General features: G+C 41.2%; 17 protein-coding genes. 13 read left to right on the top strand and 4 right to left on the bottom strand.

Annotation, left to right across the window (positions count from 1 at the left end; translation table 11 throughout):
• Positions 1-197: 197 nt before the first annotated feature.
• From Q0779_RS19650 to Q0779_RS19595, 12 genes are all read left to right on the top strand, one after another.
• Positions 198-1,154 carry a MoxR family ATPase gene (locus Q0779_RS19650; protein ID WP_298775291.1) on the top strand — a complete coding sequence of 319 codons (957 nt, stop codon included), beginning with the start codon at positions 198-200 and terminating at the stop codon, positions 1,152-1,154.
• Positions 1,155-1,168: 14 nt separating this feature from the next.
• Complete coding sequence (locus Q0779_RS19645; RefSeq protein WP_298775288.1) at positions 1,169-2,143, top strand: DUF58 domain-containing protein; 975 nt, start codon at positions 1,169-1,171, stop codon at positions 2,141-2,143.
• Positions 2,143-2,658, top strand: coding sequence for a DUF4381 domain-containing protein (locus Q0779_RS19640; RefSeq protein ID WP_298775286.1), 516 nt, complete (start codon positions 2,143-2,145; stop codon positions 2,656-2,658). The genes Q0779_RS19645 and Q0779_RS19640 overlap by 1 nt, the downstream gene beginning before the upstream one ends.
• Positions 2,652-3,686: a VWA domain-containing protein gene (locus Q0779_RS19635; protein ID WP_298775284.1), complete on the top strand. Its 1,035-nt coding sequence runs from the start codon at positions 2,652-2,654 to the stop codon at positions 3,684-3,686. Before Q0779_RS19640 ends, Q0779_RS19635 begins: the two co-directional genes overlap by 7 nt.
• Positions 3,683-5,578, top strand: coding sequence for a VWA domain-containing protein (locus tag Q0779_RS19630; protein WP_298775282.1), 1,896 nt, complete (start codon positions 3,683-3,685; stop codon positions 5,576-5,578). The genes Q0779_RS19635 and Q0779_RS19630 overlap by 4 nt, the downstream gene beginning before the upstream one ends.
• A complete protein-coding gene (locus tag Q0779_RS19625) occupies positions 5,572-7,206 on the top strand; it encodes a BatD family protein (RefSeq protein WP_298775279.1) in 1,635 nt (544 codons plus the stop codon). The genes Q0779_RS19630 and Q0779_RS19625 overlap by 7 nt, the downstream gene beginning before the upstream one ends.
• Before the next feature lie 127 nt (positions 7,207-7,333).
• Positions 7,334-7,897: a sigma-70 family RNA polymerase sigma factor gene (locus Q0779_RS19620; protein ID WP_298775277.1), complete on the top strand. Its 564-nt coding sequence runs from the start codon at positions 7,334-7,336 to the stop codon at positions 7,895-7,897.
• Positions 7,890-8,594, top strand: a complete 705-nt coding sequence (locus Q0779_RS19615) for a DUF3379 domain-containing protein (RefSeq protein WP_298775275.1) — start codon at positions 7,890-7,892, stop codon at positions 8,592-8,594. Before Q0779_RS19620 ends, Q0779_RS19615 begins: the two co-directional genes overlap by 8 nt.
• Positions 8,595-8,730: 136 nt before the next feature.
• Entirely contained in the window at positions 8,731-10,182 is a 1,452-nt protein-coding gene (gene putP, locus Q0779_RS19610) for a sodium/proline symporter PutP (RefSeq protein WP_298775272.1), read from the top strand.
• 353 nt (positions 10,183-10,535) lie between these two features.
• Positions 10,536-11,864 carry an OmpP1/FadL family transporter gene (locus Q0779_RS19605; RefSeq protein WP_298775270.1) on the top strand — a complete coding sequence of 443 codons (1,329 nt, stop codon included), beginning with the start codon at positions 10,536-10,538 and terminating at the stop codon, positions 11,862-11,864.
• A 751-nt stretch (positions 11,865-12,615) separates the two neighbouring features.
• Positions 12,616-15,015, top strand: coding sequence for a S8 family serine peptidase (locus tag Q0779_RS19600; protein ID WP_298775267.1), 2,400 nt, complete (start codon positions 12,616-12,618; stop codon positions 15,013-15,015).
• Between the two features lie 160 nt (positions 15,016-15,175).
• Complete coding sequence (locus Q0779_RS19595) at positions 15,176-15,502, top strand: VF530 family protein (RefSeq protein WP_298775266.1); 327 nt, start codon at positions 15,176-15,178, stop codon at positions 15,500-15,502.
• A gap of 99 nt (positions 15,503-15,601) precedes the next feature.
• On the opposite strand, the gene Q0779_RS19590 is transcribed toward Q0779_RS19595, so the two are convergent.
• The 4 genes from Q0779_RS19590 to Q0779_RS19575 form a co-directional block, all read right to left on the bottom strand.
• The gene (locus Q0779_RS19590; protein ID WP_298775264.1) at positions 15,602-17,431 is read right to left on the bottom strand and encodes a hypothetical protein; all 1,830 of its coding nucleotides are present in this window, start codon (positions 17,429-17,431) and stop codon (positions 15,602-15,604) included.
• A gap of 415 nt (positions 17,432-17,846) precedes the next feature.
• A complete protein-coding gene (gene ribA / locus Q0779_RS19585) occupies positions 17,847-18,461 on the bottom strand; it encodes a GTP cyclohydrolase II (RefSeq protein ID WP_298775261.1) in 615 nt (204 codons plus the stop codon).
• A 140-nt stretch (positions 18,462-18,601) separates the two neighbouring features.
• Positions 18,602-18,958, bottom strand: a complete 357-nt coding sequence (locus tag Q0779_RS19580; protein WP_298775260.1) for a YibL family ribosome-associated protein — start codon at positions 18,956-18,958, stop codon at positions 18,602-18,604.
• A 119-nt stretch (positions 18,959-19,077) separates the two neighbouring features.
• A complete protein-coding gene (locus tag Q0779_RS19575) occupies positions 19,078-19,509 on the bottom strand; it encodes a MarR family transcriptional regulator (RefSeq protein WP_298775258.1) in 432 nt (143 codons plus the stop codon).
• A 164-nt stretch (positions 19,510-19,673) separates the two neighbouring features.
• On the opposite strand from Q0779_RS19575, the gene Q0779_RS19570 reads away from it, so the two are divergent.
• A complete protein-coding gene (locus Q0779_RS19570; protein ID WP_298775256.1) occupies positions 19,674-20,675 on the top strand; it encodes an NADP-dependent oxidoreductase in 1,002 nt (333 codons plus the stop codon).
• Positions 20,676-20,714: the final 39 nt, after the last annotated feature.

Genomic DNA, 20,714 nt, shown 5'->3' with positions numbered 1-20,714 from the left:
AATCTAGATATTTTATGTCCTTGCTTAACCAAATTTCACCTTCGAAACAGGTCAGACCATCAAAGTGGACTCTGATTCTACCTTCTAAACCATAAGTTTTAAACACTTGTTCATCTTTTAACACTAGCCAAAGCCTAGAAAAATTATTTATTATAGGGAACATCAAGGATTATTTTAGAAAATAAACGAGTATCATCATGCCTTTAAGTCAATTTCACGCGTTACGCGATTACTTAGATAGTGTCATTCTAGGACAACCCTCTCTTACTGAAAATTTACTCATCGCCTTGATTGCCGACGGACATTTACTCGTTGAAGGCCCACCGGGGCTGGCAAAAACCCGTGCAGTCAAAGCCTTATGTGAAGGCGTAGAAGGGGATTTTCATCGCGTACAATTCACCCCAGATCTCCTGCCCGCAGATCTAACGGGTACCGATATTTACCGTGCTCAAACCGGTGATTTCGAGTTTGAATCCGGTCCCATTTTCCACAATCTCATTCTTGCTGATGAAATTAACCGCGCCCCCGCTAAAGTGCAGTCTGCACTGTTAGAAGCCATGGGCGAAGGTCAAGTCACCGTGGGGAAACACAGCTACCAATTACCTGATTTATTTTTGGTGATGGCAACGCAAAACCCCCTTGAAAATGAAGGCACCTACCCCCTTCCTGAAGCCCAGCTCGACCGTTTTTTAATGCATTTAAACCTCGATTATCCAGATGCTGAAACAGAGCTTAGGATCATGCGAATGTCGCGAAAAGAAGCGCTGAAACACGACATTCCACATACGACACCCATCAGCCAAAAAGATATCTTCACCGCAAGAGATCAAGCGTTAGAAATTTACCTCGCCGAACCGTTAGAGCAATACATAGTGAATATTATTATGGCCACAAGGCAACCTGAAGCCTACAGTAGCCAACTGAGCAGTTGGCTCGAATACGGTGTCAGCCCTCGTACCAGTTTGTCACTTGAGCGATGTGCACGCGCTAGAGCCTATTTGTATGAAAGAGACTTTGTCTCTCCTGAAGATATTCAAGCTGTTGCACCCAATGTGCTCAGGCACAGACTTCTGCTCAGCTACCAAGCTCAAGCAGAAGGCGTAACACCTGATAGCGTTATAGAACATATTTTATCTCAAGTTGCAGTACCTTAGAGGTGGAATTGAGTATGAGGAAATCTCAAAAAAGCCGCATCAATGCGGCCAATACTCAGCCTATAGAAGATAAGTTGCCTCTCTTTTCCAATGGCGTGCACCTAACAGACAAAGAGTTATTGGCTTGCCAAACGTTAGCGCAAGCCTTACCCGAAAAACGTGCCCGAGCAAAAGCAAGTTTGGCAGGCCATCGTGCCAGCGCCATTAAAGGCCGCGGAATGGAATTTGCCGAAGTCAGACAATATCAAAATGGGGATGATGTACGCACCATTGATTGGCGCGTTACTGCTCGAACGGGTAAAACCCACACTAAGCTATTTGTGGAAGAGCGCGAACGACCCATCATCATTTTACTGGACTTAAGCCATAGCCTGTATTTTGGCTCCAGCTTATTACTGCAATCAGTACAAGCCGCACATTTAGCGACAACACTGGCATGGAGTGCAATTAATCATGGCGATAAAGTGGGTGCGTTAATTGCGAGTGAACAGGCACATATTGAGCTAAAACCCCGTAGCCGCCAACAAGGCATACTGCAACTCGTTTCTAATTTAAAACAAGTGCACGGTGAGCAGCTTTCGCAATTATCGACCCAGGAGCGGGATCCTGATCACATGTTTCATGCTTGTCAGCGCTTGCGTCGATTGGCTAAACCGGGTTCGTTAATTTGGATCATCAGCGATGGCAGCCACTTTACCCCCTCTTGTTTAGCCCCTTTATCTGAACTGAAACGACATTGTGATATGGGCGCTTTTTTGATCACCGATCCTCTCAGGCAAGGAAAGCTCAACTTACCGAAACAGTTTCAGCTACCCGTCATAGAGCGAAATAAAAAAATATTACTCGATAGAAAAGGTTACGATCAATGGCTAGCCTCTCAATTAAGCACTCAGGCTCACTTTATCGACATGATGGACAAACTTAACATCGATACGCGTTCAATCGATTCAGGACTCCGTCTCAATGAACAGCTAGGAGCATTTCGATAATGTCAGCAACCCCTAATCCGGCACTCGCCAGTTTAAAAGATATCCAGCTTCCAACTGCCATCGGCTATTGGCCGCTTCCCATAGGATATTGGATAGTCATCGTCATTAGCCTCATTCTATTGTGTGTTATCGGCATCTTCACCCTAAAACACTTCAAACGGACTGCTGCTAAACGTGAAGCGTTGCGTCATTTAGCGGCTTTACAACCTGAAGAGGACTATTTTGCAATTCAAGTAAATAGTATTTTAAAGCGCGCCGCAATGAGCTACGTCCCTCGCCAGCAAATCGCTTCCTTAGAAGGAAAGGCTTGGTATCACTGGCTCAACAAGCAAGACAATATTCCACAGCTTAGCCAGTTACTTGATAGTCGATATCAGGCTATCACGCTCAGTCCAACTGAACAATTAACGCTTAAAACATTAGCAAAAAAATGGCTAAACAATAGCCTCCCCATCAAACCTGATGCAACACAAGAAGAAAAAATGCATACAACGTCAAAGGAGCCAGTATGTTGACCTTAGCTTGGCCTTGGCTACTGATTTTACTGCCACTCCCTTTCATTATTCGCAAAAAGTCTCAATCGACTGAGCAAGGGGGTCATTTACACTTATCCGGTGTCGAGCCCCTGTCACTGCAATCATCGAACATAAAACAGAGTCTGACTCGAAAACGATATTGGCTAATTTGGGGATTACTGGTATTGAGCGCAGCGCGTCCGTTATGGATGGGCGATCCCATCGATTTGCCCGCTAAAGGGCGTGACTTGATGCTCTCTGTCGATTTATCTGGCAGTATGCAAATTGAAGACATGCAAATCAATGGACAAAGCGTCGATCGCTTTACCTTAGTCCAGCACGTACTGAGTAATTTCATCGAACGGCGAAAAGGCGATCGTATTGGGCTAATTTTATTTGCCGATCATGCGTATTTGCAATCGCCACTCACCTTAGACAGACGCAGTGTCGCGCAATTTTTAACAGAGGCGCAAATAGGCCTTGTGGGTAAACAAACAGCCATAGGTGAAGCCATTGCCCTAGCGGTAAAACGTTTTGATAATATCGATAAAAGTAACCGAGTGCTTATTTTACTCACCGATGGTTCAAACAATGCGGGCAGTATCAGTCCAGAACAAGCCGCAGCCATTGCCGAAAAAAGAGGCATTAAGATTTACACCGTTGGAATAGGCGCCGATGTCATGGAGCGGCGAACATTGTTTGGTACTGAGCGTGTCAATCCTTCAATGGATCTTGACGAAGCGCAGCTTAAATCTATCGCCAACACCACAGGTGGTCGCTATTTTAGAGCGAGAAATCCTCAGGAATTACAACAAATTTATCAAGAAATTGATAAATTAGAACCCATTAGCCGTGATCAACTGACTTATCGCCCGCAGTCAGAATTATTCTATTGGCCACTAAGCATTGCTTTAATTGTCAGTATATTGATAGCACTCAGCTATTTGCCTTGGTTTCCAAGTTTCACATTCCGTCAAACATCAAAGCGTGATCCAAGCCAACAAAATACTGTAAAAGGAAGGTCGTGATGTTACATTTTTTACGCCCAGAATGGTTTTTAGCACTTTTACCTTTAATCGCCATTTTATTACTACTTTGGAAAAATAATAAAGTTAGCACTCACTGGGAGCGCTACATTTCTCCCCATTTAGCAAAAGTGTTGATTTCTGGCACCAGTTCCAGTCAAAAACATCAACTAAGCATTCTGAGTCTGACTTGGTTTATCGCGGTATTAGCCCTCTCAGGACCGGCTTTAACCAAAAAAGCACTGCCCGTCTTTCAAACCGATCAAGGTCGCGTGCTGATCATGGATATGTCTTTATCCATGTACGCAACAGATTTAAAACCAAACCGATTGTCACAGGCGAAATATAAAGCCACTGATTTTCTCAACGCCGTCTCTGAAGGTGAAACCGCATTAATCGCCTACTCAGGGGAAGCCTTTACCATTAGTCCGTTAACCCGTGACAATGCCACCTTATTGAATTTACTGCCCACATTATCTCCCGCGATTATGCCCGTCAGAGGTTCAAACGTCGCAGAAGCTTTATTAAAAGCAAAAACTTTACTGATGCAAGCTGGGCACGTTAAAGGAGACATTATTCTCTTCACTGACGGCATTAACCGCAACCAGCTCAATGACGCAAAAGCCCAACTTGCTGGTACTCAATATCGTCTTGCCATTCTGGCATTTGGCACACAACAAGGCGCTCCTATCTCATTACCCGATGGTCAGCTCCTTCGAGATAACAGTGATAATGTTGTTATCGCAAAAACTGATGACAACTTACTTAAAAAACTGGCTAATGCCAGTGAGGGAACCCTGATCCTCACCCGTGCCGATGGGCAAGATATTACACAATTAACACAATGGTTAGCTCATACCCAAGAAGCCAAAGCCACACAAGTCAGTGGCGAAACTTGGCAAGATCTTGGTCCCTTCATTGCGTTATTACTGTTATTTCCAGCCTTATTGAGTTTTCGTTATGGGCTCATATGCGTACTTTTTTTTACCAGTTTTTATCAAATAAAACCGGTCGAAGCAGCAACTTGGAATGATCTCTGGCAAACAGCCGATCAACAAGGTATGCAAGCATACCAAGCTAAAGACTATGGCTTAGCCGCGAAAGACTTTAAACATAGCCAATGGAAAGCGAGTGCACTTTACAAAGAGGGAGAATATGATCAAGCGCTTGAGCTATTCAAACAAGATAACACTGCCATGGGACTCTACAACCAAGGCAATGCACTCATGCAATTGAATCAATACAGTGAGGCTAAAAAAGCCTATCAAGACGCTTTATCCAAAGCCCCTGAAAATGAAAATATTAAAGCTAATTTAGCCTTAGCTGAACAGCTAGAAAAGCAGCAAAATCAGCAGGACCAACAAAATCAGCAGGACCAACAAAATCAGCAGGACCAGCAAAATCAGCAGGACCAACAAAATCAGCAGGACCAACAAAATCAGCAGGACCAACAAAATCAGCAGGACCAACAAAATCAGCAGGACCAGCAAAATCAGCAGAATCAGCAGAATCAGCAGGACCAGCAAAATCAGCAGGACCAGCAAAGTCAGCAGAATCAGCAGGACCAGAAAAGTCAGCAGGACCAGAAAAGTCAGCAGGACCAGAAAAGTCAGCAGGATCAGCAAAATCAGCAGGACCAACAAAATCAGCAGGACCAACAAAATCAGCAGGACCAACAAAATCAGCAGGATCAGCAAAAAGAGCAAGACGTACAAAGTGCTCAAGCAGCCAAACAGGATAATACGGCACCCGAAGAGCCACTGCCAGCGGATATGCAGCGCGCTTTACGCTCCCTTGCTGACGACCCTCAACTATTATTGCGCAATAAAATGCAATTAGAATATCAAAAACGCCTTCAAAATGGGGCAAGACCAAAGGACAATCAACAGTGGTAAAACGTTTATTACACCTCATTTTACTTCTTGGGTTAATCGCTGCTTTTCCCGCTAGCGCACTCACCAGTTTGCAAGCCTCCGTTGACAACAATACAGTCAGTGAAGGCGAGTCGATTGTACTCACAGTTACGGCTGATGATAGTTTAGATACCCAAGCCCTCAATACTCAAGCGCTAAGCGCTGATTTTACCATGCAAAGACCCCGTACAAGCCACAGTACACGTATGGTCAATTTCAACACCACCAAAGAAACCCAGTGGCAAATGCTATTACTACCTAAACGCCAAGGCCACTTAATGATCCCTGCATTGACCATTGATGGCGTCAGTTCAGCCCCAATAAAAATCACGGTTAAGCCGCGAGGTAGTGCACCGAAGCAAACAAAAAATGTGTATATGGAAGCACATTTGTCATCCCAAAAAGCTTATGTTGATCAACTTGTTAACTATCAGGTAAAACTCTTTCTTGGTGCCGAATTACAACGAGGCGTAATCAATGAGCCCGTAGTGGCTAACGCCCAAGTCAAACAACTTGGCGAAGATAAAGACAGCACACAAATTATCAATGGTCGCCGTTTTAGAGTGATAGAAAGAAATTACGCCATCATTGCTGACAAGCCAGGCAAATTATCAATTCAAGGAGCCAGTTTTAATGGCGATATTGTCGTGCAATCCCAAAGAAGTAATAGTTTATTTGGCTTTACAGACAGTCGCCCAATCCAAACTCAAGCGAGAAATGTCGAGTTAACGATTCAACCAAAACCTGCAAGCTACCATGGACAATGGTTGGTTGCCGATCTCGTGCTACTTAATGAAGACTGGCCTGAACATGCTGACTACCAAGTTGGCACACCTATTACTCGTACAATCACCTTAACCGCGGTCAATACGGATGAAAGTCGCTTACCGGATCTGGATCTCAACCTGCCAACATCGCTCAAATCCTATCCGGAAAAACCTCAACGTCAAAATACAGTTAGAGATAATAAGACCTTAGCAACACTCACTCAAACCACTGCAATCATTCCAACGAAACCGGGAACCTATACTTTACCTGCTGTTGAGGTTCCTTGGTGGAATCCACATTTAAACAAACAACAAATAGCCACTTTGCCAGAAAAAGTCATTACGGTTAAAGCCGCCGAGCAAGCTGACATACCGGCTCAGCAAACATCATTACCCGCAACAGAAACAAGCACACCAGCTTATTGGATGTGGGCCGCTTTCATCTTTGCCACTCTTTGGTTTATCACTACCATCGCCTTGATTATTTTATGGCGAAAATACACTCAAAATCATTCAAGCCCCGTCATTAAATCACCGACTTCTCATCAAGATAGCGTGAATAAAAAATTGAGCCTTAAACAAGCTTGCCAAAGACAAAATCCAAGTGAGGTATTACTCAGTTTACAGCAACACTTCTCGCATGTCTTTCAACAACCCATGACACTTGATAAGATTTCAGCACTGTCAAAGGAGATGGCTAATGCCGTCACCACGTTACAACGGAGTGCTTTTTCTAAAACAACGGCATCGATTGATTATGACAAGATCCTGCAAGCAGCCGATAGGCTTAACCCTGATAAAAAGAAAAAAAAGGCCTCTTCCTTAACTAATTTAAATCCATAACACATTGTTATAAAAAATGTTCAGTTACTGGTTTATCTAAAAGGTTTGCTTATATCAACTCGTTATTTTGTAATAGGTTGATATAAGCATTAAGCTTTATGCACCTGTCTTCTCAAGAAATAAAAAAATGTTGCGTCATTGGCGAAAGAAAAAGAGCCCGTCCACGGTCTCTTCTAGCATGCTGAATAAACAACGACGATATAATAGCCTAGTCAAGGCACTTCATACTGATATTTACCGTTATGCTTACTGGCTAAGCGGTGATAAACATGTTGCTGAAGATATTACCCAAGAAACGTTTTTACGCGCTTGGCGCTCCCTTGATACGTTAAAAGATGAGAAATCGGCTAAAGCTTGGCTCATCACTATTCTCAGGCGAGAAAATGCAAGGCGTTTTGAACGAAAACAATTCACCTATTCAGATATTGAGCAAGAAGAGTTACAAGATACTTTTTCTCCTAGCACTGAACATAAAGTGGAGCATCATTTATTACAAAAGCAAATAGAACGACTTGCCTTAGAATACCGAGAGCCTTTATTACTGCAGCTGATTGGCGGTTTCAGTGGCGAAGAAATTGCAAAAATTCTCTCACTGAATACTAATACCGTTATGACACGCTTATTTCGAGCTCGCCATCAATTAAAGCAAGCGCTTGAACAACCCCAAGTGAGAGGACAATCCCATGGATGAGCTTAAGTTTCGACGTCAGGCTTATGCCGATCCTCACCATCAATCGCCTGAATTTATTCAAGCAATTAAAGAGGATCCCAAAAAAGCCGCTTTCATTGACGAACTAAACAGTCTCGATCAACAAATTGAAAACGCATTACACATTGATGTTCCCAGTGATCTCAGTGATAAACTGCTACTCAATCAACAGCTACGCCAACACCAAGGTCAACGAAAAAAAACAGCTTTCAGCATTGCCTTAGCAGCATCAGTGGCCTTTATAGCAGGCATTAGCTTTACGCTTTTCAGGCTTGGACCGGTGGATCTCAGCGCCCATGCCCTCGCCCATGTTCATCATGAAGAGCAGACCTTAAGCATCAATGATAATATTCCCTACCAAGCAGTCAATGAAAAATTGGCTCAACTCACACAGTTAAGCCATGCAAAATTTACCCAACAACCCGGTAAGGTCTTTTATAACACCTTTTGTGATTTTCAAGGCGTAAAAAGCTTGCATTTAGTCATGCAAGGTGAACAAGGCAAAGTCACACTCTTTATTGTTCCCAGTGAAGATAGAATGCAACTACAAAGTGCATTTGCCGATAATAAGCTTAAAGGTTTAGGCTTTAAGATGGATGGAGCTTATATGTTACTTGTTGGTGATAACACTCAGGATATTAATTACGTTAAAAACGAAATTAAGCAAAGTTTTATTTAATCGCATTACAAATTGCTGTCGGGAGAAAACCTAAAGGTCAGATCTCCCGACTATTTCCTCACCATGATTGAGCTAATTAGTCAACATCTGTTAGCATAGCGCCCACAATCCAACAATAAAAATATAACTCTAAATCATGAGCATAGAATTACCCGTTCTCTTCACCTTTATTGGCTATCTTGCCCTAATGATAGGTATTGGTTTCATCGCCTATAAATCAACTGATTCAATTGATGATTATATCCTTGGCGGACGTAGCATGGGCCCAGGAGTGACGGCATTAAGTGTCGGTGCATCTGATATGTCAGGCTGGTTACTATTAGGTCTTCCTGGCGCAGTCTACTTAGGGGGATTAGGCGAAGCTTGGATAGGAATAGGCTTAGTTTTTGGCGCATGGCTTAACTGGCTATTAGTCGCAAAACGGTTACGAATTTATACCGAATTTACCAATAACTCTCTCACACTACCAGACTTTTTTGAAAAAAGATTTAATGACAGCAATGGCATTCTCAAGTTAGTTTCCGCTTTTACCATTTTAGTCTTTTTTACTTTTTACACTTCTTCCGGCATGGTCGGTGGCGCAATCCTTTTTGAAAAAGCCTTTGGTTTAGATTACACCTTAGCCTTACTGATCGGCTCTAGCATTATTGTGGCTTATACCTTCGTAGGTGGATATTTTGCAGTAAGTTGGACCGATTTTTTTCAAGGTTGTATGATGCTTGCGGCACTGCTTTTTGTTCCTGTTGCCATCTTTAATCAACCCGCAACCCAAGATGGATTAGACAATTTTAATCCTGACATGCTGCAATTCATTCATGACAATACCACTATGCTTGGATTAATCTCTTTATTAGCATGGGGGTTAGGTTATTTTGGTCAGCCGCATATTCTTACCCGTTTCATGGCAATTAATTCTCCAGACGATATTCCCAAATCCCGTCGTATCGCCATGAGCTGGATGATAATGGCACTTATCGGTGCACTCGCAACAGGTCTTGTGGGCAGTCTCTATTTCATGGACAGCCCATTAGAAAACCCTGAAACCGTTTTTATTCACCTCGCAAATGCGGCATTTAATCCTTGGATCAGCGGGTTACTTATTGCCGCTATTCTTTCTGCAATTATGAGTACCATTGATTCTCAGTTATTGGTCTGTTCAAGTGTCATCACTGAAGACTTCTATAAAAAATGGTTAAGACCTAAGGCTGATGACAAAGAGCTATTGTTCGTTGGACGTGCTGGCGTATTGTCTATTGCATTAATTGCCGGGATCATCGCGCTCAATCCAGAAAGTAGTGTATTGAGTTTAGTCAGTTACGCTTGGGCAGGATTTGGTGCAGCCTTTGGGCCTGTCGTCTTATTATCACTCTTTTGGAAAGGATTTAGTCGAAATGGGGCTATCGCTTCCATTCTCACCGGCGCCATAACTGTTATTATATGGAAACAATTATCAGGGGGGGTTTTCGAACTTTACGAAATCCTACCTGGTTTCATCCTTGCAACATTTATCGGTATTCTTGTCAGCAAGATATTCACTCCTTGTAAAACTGTTTCAGCGCAGTTTCATGCCTTCTCAGCCAAGCTCTAATCCCATTTCACAATGAAGAGCAATAAATAAGCGTACAATCGTACGCTTATTTATTAGACAGACAATACTGGATATTCTCATATTATTTACATAACCTTAACTTCAAGGTTTGCTCTCCTCTCTTTATGAGAGCAAACTATTAGTTTGCTTTATAAGCCTTTTTTGAAGTAAGCTCCTAATAGTTGTTCATAAATAACAACCTTAATTAACGAATTATACCAAAAAATGCATCTGGTCGGAGTTGCTGAGTAGGCGTTAACTCCTCTACCATGCGCTGGTCTAACAAGTGGATCTTGCGACTCGGCTATTCAGCAAGTCATATAAGCAGGACCTTAAAAAAAGAGATGATGATTATGAAACGCTTCAACAAGACGTTCCTTGCTATTTCAATTACGCTAGCCAGCTCTCAAGCGATGGCAGCGGGTTTCCAACTTAACAGCCAATCCGCAACGGGTCTTGGCCGCGCAATGGCTGGGGATGCGGTCATTGCAGACAATGCATCTGTATTATCTCGTAACCCTGCAGCAATGGCACTTTTCAAAGATAAAGCGGTTTCGCTTGGTATCACCTATGCTGATGTTCAAGTAGAAGTCGATAATGTGAGTTCCTCCACGACAGACTTCGGTAGTGACGATAGTGCAGGCTCAGGAAAAATTATCCCTAATGCCTATTATATTCAACCGATTAATGAAAGTTGGGCCATGGGTTTTGCCGCATTCAGTAACTTCGGTACCGGTACCGATACGTCAGACATTACAAAAAATACGACAGCCAACACCCAAGCACCTATCGATTTACTCGGTGAAACCGAAATCACGTCCATAGACTTTAATGCCAGTGTTTCTTATCGCTTCAATGAATATTTTAGCTTAGGCCTTGGGGTGGATTTTGTATATGGTACAGGTAAATTGACACGAAATGGCCCACTTTATTTTCCTGGAACCTCAACCGTTATCGTAGCAGATCAGACTGTTGCCGATGTTGAAGCCAGTGGTTGGGGGGTTGGCGGCATTGCAGGCCTTGTATATGAAATCAACGAGAATAACCGTATTGGTCTAAGCTACCGATATAGTCCAACCATTAATGCAGATGGTGATAACAATGATAGTGTAGGTGCACTCACTTCAGCAAGCACCTATGGATATTATAATCAAATAGAAATTCCCCTCCCCAATATCGCTCAGCTCGGCGGATTTCATCAAATTACTGAGCATTTTGCTCTGTCTTATACCGCACAATATACTCAGTGGGGAGAATTTGATCGTATAACATTACTTGATTGTGCTTCTCAAACATCTTTAACCTCAACAACACCAACGGCCTGTACAGATCCAGGCAGTGACTATGTACTAAAAGAATACCAATGGGATGACTCATGGCTATTCAGTGTCGGCGGTACCTATGACATCAATGATACTTGGACAGCCCGTATCGGTTATATGTATGATCAAGGGGTCGTTGGGGATCTCAGCTCACTGTCTATTCCCGATTCCGATCGTAATTGGTACACAGGTGGCGTGAGCTACCACTTTAACCAAAAGTCATCACTGGATTTAGGGATTGCCTTCGTACGTGGTAAGAAAACTCACCTCACAGAAACAAGTTCTTTGATTGGTGATGTCACAGCAACGACAAGCTCTAATGCTGTGTATTATAGTATGCAATACAGTTACAACTTCTAACGCACCAAAGTTGATCCATAACTAAAAGCAATATTCTTTATATTGTCTTGATTAATCAATTCAAAAACCGCTCTATGAGCGGTTTTTTGTCTGTCGCCCAACCTTATCCTCTTAATACACTACAATCCCCTGTCTCCTTGCTCCGTTGATACATTTCGTCATAAAACAAATACAAGTGTTAATCAGCTATTATTTTTAGTCATTCTCAAAGAGACAATCTAAATCTATCAAAATTTACATAAATAGCTAAACAGCACCTTCCATTAGAAAAACATTAAATACAGAAAAATAATACTGTTATCTCATATCATATTAGAAGATCCTATCAAAAAAACACGACAGCTAAGGTCAATGAAAATCATTAATAACTAAAATGAATATATTATCTTTCAAAATTATAGATATGAAACATTTTGTCATAGTTTTGATTATTTATCATGGACATATGTAATAAATCTGCATTAAAAAGTCAAAAACCAACAACAAAACAAAACACAAACAAAAAAATAACATATGAATATAAAACCACTACAAATGCATACTGCTGGCATAAAACGCATAGTTTTAACAAAAACATTCATTATTAGCTTTAGGTAATATTCTTTTGGGTGAAAAAAGACAAGATTAACTATGCATTTACAACGAGATAACATGCGGGTAGATTTATTAGCGGAGTAACCAGATCTTTGGAATTTATAACCAAGACTGTTCAATAATAATTACAACATGATAATAAATGTGGAATAAAAATATGACATTCAAAAAATCAACGAAAGCAGCGCTGACCCTTTCAGCGCTTGCCATTGCGATTTCAGCAAATGTATATGCAACGCCTTCAGTCGGTTCTGAGCTATTACCCGCTCAATCTCAACAAGCTGATGCACCGCTGCCAAAGCGCTATATCGTTAAATTTAAAGACAGTGATACTGCAACAGACGGCATTAATATGCTATCGAGTGCATCTCACATTAATCCTGCTTTTTCACATCACAGTGTACTTAATAGTGTAAAAGCCAAAGAAATGAAACGTATCGCACGTCGTAATAGCTATACGGCAAAGCTAGATTCAAATAGCTTAAAATCATTACGCTTACGCTCAGATGTTGACTACGTCGAAGAAGATGTCCCACGTCGCCTGCTAAGTGAAACCACACCATGGGGTCAAACCTATGTCGGCGCCACAGTAATGAGTGACTCTCAAGCGGGAAACCGCACTATTTGTATTATCGACTCAGGCTATGATGCTAGCCATAGCGATTTAAGTGGGAATAACGCAACAGGCACCAATAACTCAGGTACAGGAAACTGGTATGAGCCAGGTAACAATAACGCACATGGTACTCACGTAGCAGGCACCATTGCCGCCATAGCAAATGGCAGTGGCGTTGTTGGTGTCATGCCAAACCAAAACGTCAATATTCATATTATCAAGGTCTTCAACGAAAGCGGATGGGGATATACCTCAGATTTAGTCAATGCGGTTGATGACTGTGTTGCTAATGGCGCTAATGTCGTGACTATGAGCTTAGGTGGCCCAACTTACAGTGCAACCGAAAAAAATGCCTTAGCGGCTCACCAAAACAACGGCGTGTTACTTATCGCTGCTGCAGGTAACGATGGTGATAGCACTCATAGCTATCCCGCTTCTTATGATGCTGTTATGTCGGTGGCCTCTGTTGATAGCAACAAAGATCATTCTGCTTTTTCGCAATATACCGATCAAGTAGAAATTTCTGGACCTGGCACAGCAGTACTGTCTACAGTGACACAAGGTGAAGGTGTATTAGCCGATATCACGGTTAACGGTCAATCTTATTTCGACAGTGGCATCGTTCCTCATAACCGTTACATTCAAGTCAGCGGTAACTATGAACAGCAATTTAATACAGGTACTGTCACTGATACGTTAAAAGCCTGTAGTACTGGCAATACGACTTATAACTGTAACAGCATGAGTAATAAGGTTTGTTTGGTTGAGCGTGCATCAGGTTTAAGTGCAAATGCCGCTGAAATTGCAGCCGCTCAAGCGTGTTACAATGCAGGCGGTAGCGCAGCGATTGTTTACAGTAACTCATCGCTTCCTGGTTTACAGAACCCCTTCTTAGTAGATACTAATAATGACGTCCCTATTGTTTCTGTCAGTGTTGACAGAAACACAGGCCTTGCACTGCTTGACCAAGTTGGATCTCAAGCAACTGTTGCTGCAACGAGTGGCGAAGATTACCAATACTATAATGGTACATCAATGGCAACACCACATGTCTCCGGTGTCGCTACACTCGTTTGGAGTAATCACACAGATTGTAGTTCAGAGCAAATTCGTGCCGCGCTAAAAGCCACCGCCGAAGATCTTGAAACCGCTGGACGTGATAACAAAACAGGTTATGGTTTAGTCGATGCAGAAGCAGCAGATGCATACCTAGCCCAGTCCTGTGACGGACCAACAAATGGCGGCGGCAATGGCGATGATGGAACCCTGACAAATGGAATCGCTAAAACCAGCCTTTATGCTTCTAAAAATGGTGTACTCTACTACAGCTTAGATGTGCCAGCAGGTGCAAGCGATCTGAACTTCGCCCTAAGCGGTGGCAGTGGCGATGCTGATCTATATGTTTCATTTGGCGGCAACCCAACAACCACTAGCTACGAATGTCGCTCTTGGAATACAGGTAATACTGAGTCATGTGCAATCTCTTCAGCACAGTCAGGGACTTATTATGTGATGGTTCACGGGTATGAAGCCTTTAGTGGTGCAAGTTTAGAAGCAAACTACACCGCAGCAGATAATGGCGGAAATACAGGGGGAGCTGCTACCTATACAAATACGACAAGTTACAACATTCCTGATAACAGTTCTACAGGCGTATCAAGTTCAATTGAAGCCGCACGTACAGGTGACTCAGGAACAGTAACAGTCACTGTCGATATCACACACACTTATATTGGTGATTTAAACGTAAAATTAACAAGTCCTACAGGTCAAGTCGCTGTATTACATGATAACTCTGGAAGCGGTACTGATAATATCAACAAAACCTATTCTGTTGATTACTCAGGCGGTGACTCTAAAGGTACATGGACACTAAAAGCCGTTGATAGTGCAAATCAAGACACAGGTGCTATCAACTCTTGGAGCATTAGCTTCGAGTAATTGATACGATAAATGATTTAATGAGCAAGGAGACTATACGTCTCCTTTTTTCCACACCAAGAGAGGGAAATTAGTTTCATCGCCACAGAACAAAGCAAGCACCTGACGTTGCAATCTGATATGATTAGACCAATATTGATTTCAAAATGACCCACGCTTTATGACCCAAGCAAATAACCCCTTACACGGAATAAAATTAGAAGATCTACTCATTGATCTTGTCGATCACTATGGGTGGGAAGAGTTAGGGCAGCGCATTGATATTCGCTGCTTTAATCACGATCCCAGTATCAAATCCAGTTTAAAATTTTTACGAAAAACTCAATGGGCACGGGATAAGGTCGAGTATTTATATTTAAAGCTTCATCGGCTTCCTTTACCCGCACCTAGAAACAACCTTGGCTCAACAAGCAGCAAAACAAATAACAATAAGCAGCCACTGCCTCAAATTAATACCGACATTTGGGGAACCAAAAAGAACGATTAATCGCAGCATACAATAGGCGAACTCACCTTCATTCAACGAGACACCCAATGACGTCAATCAATCGGTGTCTCTACCTAAGTGCAAGTGACATGAATACCCTTATGGCTTAGCGCAATCGTGCACTAAATGCTGATATGGCCTGACAGTATAGGGATGATCCACTGCCGATGCACTAATGGGATACCCTGCAAACTGTTTACCTTGCTTATCAATAAATTGGATATCATTATTTGGCATAGGCTGATTATTATCAAATAAACAATAGCCTAATGCCCCAGACACACCGGCCCAGACAAGTATATTATTACCATTCTTATTTTTGCCCACTTTTACAATGGTACTTGATAATTTATCTGTTTTTTGACTGCCGGATAAACGTGTAGCCAACTGAACAAACAGTGTGACAACATCATGTTTTGGGATCTGTTGGCCTTTCTTATTATAATCATGGATATCATCACTGTTTTTCGTTAAAAATCCTGGATAGTGGTAACTCGAGTAACCTAATTTTTCATTATGATTATAACTGCCCGTTCGATAGGTATTTGGAATTTGGACCTGCTTTCCCTGTTGTTTATCCCAATGTAACCCAATATCGGCATGACCTCGTAAACTCCAAAAACCCGCAAACGTGCTAAAATCTTCCGCCTGCGTTGGCGTTTCAAATTCCGTTAAAAACTTGTCATCACATTGAAAACTACACATAAACTCTCCGACAAAATAGGGCTTGGTCGCTGTCGTTGATTGTTGAGTCGTTGCCCCATATAACCTAATTTTATCTGTATCATATTGATATAGCGTCTTCATCCCCCAATTTTGGTAATAATGATTCGACACTATGTCAATATTATTATCGGCTAAACTGCCAGTCAACTCTGGGTTATTGATGACGCCTAAGTCCACGCCAAAACTCCCATCCATGAGTAAATGAGGTTGATGATAAGGATGACCATTTTTATCTTTTTTATATTGGCTTTTAATAAATTTTGCCATTTCTCTGGTCCATAAATTTAAATCGATCAAGCGTTGATTTTGTGCTGCCGAAAAATGATATTCCTCGTCTTTACTCGGATTATTAGCAAAATCTAATATAACGCCGTTATAGCGAGCAGACTCTCCAAGTTCATTGCCCGTTTCCCAGATAATATTTTTAAAACCGCCAAACTCCCTTGTTAATAATGCAATATAACTTTTGAATGCATTTTTATACCGCTCTTGAGTATAAAACGCTGTTATGTTGCCTTGAATATCAACCTTGCCTGCAGGTATATTACCGTTACATTGGATCGGGTTATTGTTTATATCGGTACCATAAGCGCAATCGACCATACCGACAAATTGAGGAATGCCGCCTAAAAAACTCCAAGTGTCAATGAGAGGAAATACCACTTGAATACCTTTGCTTTGTAACTTAGTTAAAGTCAACTTAAGCACATCAAATTTCTTTTTATCATATTGAATGGCATCAGGCTTATTTAATGTATTACCTGTTGGGTTATCTGCCGTGTTAATCGCTTGGCTTTTATCATAACCAATAATTTTAGCGGTATCATTAACGAAATAATTTTGCTCCAAATCACCGCCAACAATCGAAGGCGGATATAAACGCACCAAATTTATGCCCATGCGTTGTAAAGTCTCAATGATATCATCTACTTCAAAAGCTGTCGGCGAGCGAAACTGAGGAATACTCGTTGCAGTAGGTACCGCATCGGTCACCGACATTAACGATGGTACATTAGCAGCCATTAACTTATTGACAACTCCTTTCGTTCCATCCGTATATATTGCATGTAAGTGACTAGGATCTGTACTGGGTCTGATTAATTGTTCTATCGGTTTAGCAAAAAGAGATGTTGAATAGAATAAAATAAAAATGGACATATATTTATTATTTAAAATAAATCGAAAAGAATAAAACAACCCCATAATTTCTCCATAATAAAACACAATCAATCATAATATTTTGATTAAATGTAAAATTACCATGAATATTTATAAAACACTCATTAATTAAATTCAGTTACCTATTTAAAATAAAAAACTCAACAAATAAAAAACAATAAAAAAAGCGACATTTCTTTATCATTCATCGAAATAAGAATTTCATTTTCAAAATAGACATATTTGTAAAGATAAAAACAAACAAATCTCATCCCACATTAAATAAAAAACAACAATAATAACAAAAGCGACTTAATTCATAGTATTAGATTGTTAATCAATGCGAGTTAATGAAAGTAATAATGAAAGCTGTAGTCAATAAATTAATTCTCATTAATATCGTTACGACACATAAGATAAAAATGCCTAAACCTGCAAAACAGGTTCAGGTCATCACTGGCTATTCGTCCTTATCTGAAAAATGATATTCAGACATCATATGACCAAGCTGCGTCGACTTTGTTTTAAGATACTGTTCATTATAACGGTTTTTACCCACTTGTAAGGGAAGGCGTTCAACGACCTCGATACCTAAGGATTTCATTGCCTTGACTTTACGTGGGTTATTCGTTAACAATTTCACTCTACTCACACCAATTTGATTCATCATAGGTAAAATCATATTATATTGGCGTTGATCGGCATCGAAACCTAACTGCTCATTGGCTTCGACTGTGTTAGCCCCTTTATCTTGTAATTCATAAGCTCGAATTTTATTCAGTAGGCCTATACCTCGGCCCTCTTGGCGTAAATACAAGATAAAACCTTGCCCAACTTCAGCGATATGCTCCATTGCCGTTTGCAATTGAAACCCGCAATCGCAGCGTAAGCTAAACAACGCATCCCCCGTTAAACACTCAGAATGGATACGGCCTAAAACAGGGCTATCAACATCGAACTCACCAAATGTCAGTGCCACATGCTCTTTATGGGTCTCGCTATCTTCAAAACCATGCATATCAAATACACCCCAAGGCGTAGGCAGTTTTGAAGTTGCGATATACTTAATCGACATGAAAAAACCTTAAACGATAGCGCTCAATTTTGAGTTCACATACGTCTTAACAATAAATCCAAACGGCAATGATGTTTATTGCTTAACAAACCATCACCGAACTCTCTTCACTCTACAAAAAATAAAGTGCACAAATATGACTAAAATGCTGCAGGAGCAAAACCAGTAACTTCTTTTAGTCCCATCTCACGACCTAAAGCTGTCATAGGATGGACAACCACCAATCCTTTAACCGATTTCTTTAATTTTCCCATATCAGCCTGTTCAGCCTTAGTTAATACACGATGAAAGCGCATTTCTTTGACACTTTGGCCAGTCTTATTTAATGTTCTTGTTTGTTGGTTTTTAATACTATTAATGCGTTTTGTTATCGCATTCACTTCTTGCTTAAACTGTAAGACCACGCCACGATCGCCACGCTGCTCAGCCGCAGCGAGTTTACGACGTGCTTTATCTAATTTATTATTTAAATCTTGTAATTCTTGCTTTAAATTCATTCAATAACCTTCACTCAAAACATCTTCTATAACATTACCCGCATTATAACAGGATCTGACAAGATGACCTTAGATTGTCAGGATCTTTTATTAACCAGTATTCAGCTGCATACCCACTATCAACTCAAATCATCAATCACCCCTAAACATAAGCGACGTAATAACTCAATATCCCCTGTAGACAAACTCATTTTATCGAGCAGCTTTTGCTTGAGCTGCAAGGCACTTTGCTTCATCGCTAAACCGTCTGTCGTCAAACTAATCACTTTTTTTCGCTCATCATTTGGATCAATACAGCGCGTTAATAATAATTTTAGTTCTAATCTTTTCACAATCGGCGTCAAGGTTCCCATATCCAATTTGGTCGCTTTTGACAATGCAGTCAGGCTTGTCTCACTATCAGACCACAGCGATTGCATCACCAAATATTGTGGATAAGTTAAATCATACTGTTCCAATAATGGTCTATAGGCACGAATTAATGCATTACATGCTGTATATAAAGAAAAACAGACATTATCAGATAAATTATCTGTACTTAAATCACCCATTATTCGACACCCACTTTGACAATATACTGCAAAATATCTTTCAAGGCTTTCATGTTACCCCAAATTAAAGATACAAACTAGTTAGCGCACAAATAATTTGCACACAGATTTAATTCGGGTTATTGTCCCTAACAACAATTTGCGCACAAATAAAAAGGACTCCAATGAACACTCGACAAATTCAATTGCATTCTCGCCCAGAAGGATTGCCCACTCAGCACAATTTTCAATTGAATAAGCACACATTGCCCTCGATAAAAACAGGGGAATTTCTTGTGAAGAACCTTTGGATGTCGGTGGACCCTTACATGCGTGGCCGTATGATGGATAGAAAAAGCTACATTCCTCCCTTTCAAATAGGTGAAGCACTCGAAGGTGGGGCCATAGGCGAAGTCATTGAATCTCAGCACCCCGACTTTCCGGTCGGTTGTAAAGTCTCAAGTATGCTTGGTTGGCGAGAACATTTCATTAGCCAAGGACAAGACATGACTCGCTTACCTGAGGTAGACATTAATCCATCCCATTTTCTCGGCGCATTAGGTATGCCAGGTATGACGGCATGGACGGGGTTAAACCATATTGCCGCATTACAAAAAGGAGAAACCCTATTTGTATCGGCTGCAGCCGGCGCAGTGGGCAGTATCGCTTGCCAATTAGGTCAACTCATGGGAGCAAATGTCATTGCATCTGTAGGCAGTGATGAAAAAGCCCAACACCTTAAATCACTAGGCATTAAGCATGTCATTAATTATAAAACCTGTGACGATCTGAATCGAGCACTCGCCCAAGCGGCGCCAGAGGGCATTGATGTGTATTTTGAAAATGTCGGTGGCGAGCATTTATTTGCCGCGCTCAATAACATGAAAGATCATGGCCGTATTGCCGTCTGCGGCATGATAGCGCAATACAACGATAAAGTCCCCACACCTGGCCCAAGCAATTTAACACAGATCATTGCTAAGAAATTAAAAGTAGAAGGTTTTATTGTTTTTGAGCATTGGGCACACTACCCAGAATTCACCGCATTAATGAGCCAATGGCTAGCTAAAGGTGATATCACAGCTGAGCAAACGGTCTACAATGGACTTGAGCAAGCACCTGATGCATTTCTTGGATTATTCGAAGGGAAAAACAAAGGGAAAATGCTCGTTAAATTAAGCGATTAAAATAAATTAGATAAACAAAAATTCAATAGAAATGAAAAG

The sequence above is a fragment of the uncultured Shewanella sp. genome (genome assembly GCF_947491715.1).
Classification (GTDB): domain Bacteria; phylum Pseudomonadota; class Gammaproteobacteria; order Enterobacterales; family Shewanellaceae; genus Shewanella.
The sequence above is the reverse complement of the archived record's forward strand: the minus strand, read 5'-3'. Positions and strand labels throughout refer to the sequence as shown.

Excerpts from the sequence above, each read along its gene's own strand:
- Q0779_RS19575 (WP_298775258.1), bottom strand. The coding sequence starts at position 19,509 with ATGGGTGATTTAAGTACAGATAATTTATCTGATAATGTCTGTTTTTCT.
- Q0779_RS19605 (WP_298775270.1), top strand. The coding sequence starts at position 10,536 with ATGAAACGCTTCAACAAGACGTTCCTTGCTATTTCAATTACGCTAGCC.
- Q0779_RS19640 (WP_298775286.1), top strand. The coding sequence starts at position 2,143 with ATGTCAGCAACCCCTAATCCGGCACTCGCCAGTTTAAAAGATATCCAG.
- Q0779_RS19595 (WP_298775266.1), top strand. The coding sequence starts at position 15,176 with ATGACCCAAGCAAATAACCCCTTACACGGAATAAAATTAGAAGATCTA.
- Q0779_RS19600 (WP_298775267.1), top strand. The coding sequence starts at position 12,616 with ATGACATTCAAAAAATCAACGAAAGCAGCGCTGACCCTTTCAGCGCTT.
- Q0779_RS19615 (WP_298775275.1), top strand. The coding sequence starts at position 7,890 with ATGGATGAGCTTAAGTTTCGACGTCAGGCTTATGCCGATCCTCACCAT.
- Q0779_RS19645 (WP_298775288.1), top strand. The coding sequence starts at position 1,169 with ATGAGGAAATCTCAAAAAAGCCGCATCAATGCGGCCAATACTCAGCCT.
- putP (WP_298775272.1), top strand. The coding sequence starts at position 8,731 with ATGAGCATAGAATTACCCGTTCTCTTCACCTTTATTGGCTATCTTGCC.
- Q0779_RS19570 (WP_298775256.1), top strand. The coding sequence starts at position 19,674 with ATGAACACTCGACAAATTCAATTGCATTCTCGCCCAGAAGGATTGCCC.
- Q0779_RS19635 (WP_298775284.1), top strand. The coding sequence starts at position 2,652 with ATGTTGACCTTAGCTTGGCCTTGGCTACTGATTTTACTGCCACTCCCT.
- ribA (WP_298775261.1), bottom strand. The coding sequence starts at position 18,461 with ATGTCGATTAAGTATATCGCAACTTCAAAACTGCCTACGCCTTGGGGT.
- Q0779_RS19580 (WP_298775260.1), bottom strand. The coding sequence starts at position 18,958 with ATGAATTTAAAGCAAGAATTACAAGATTTAAATAATAAATTAGATAAA.
- Q0779_RS19650 (WP_298775291.1), top strand. The coding sequence starts at position 198 with ATGCCTTTAAGTCAATTTCACGCGTTACGCGATTACTTAGATAGTGTC.
- Q0779_RS19590 (WP_298775264.1), bottom strand. The coding sequence starts at position 17,431 with ATGGGGTTGTTTTATTCTTTTCGATTTATTTTAAATAATAAATATATG.
- Q0779_RS19620 (WP_298775277.1), top strand. The coding sequence starts at position 7,334 with ATGTTGCGTCATTGGCGAAAGAAAAAGAGCCCGTCCACGGTCTCTTCT.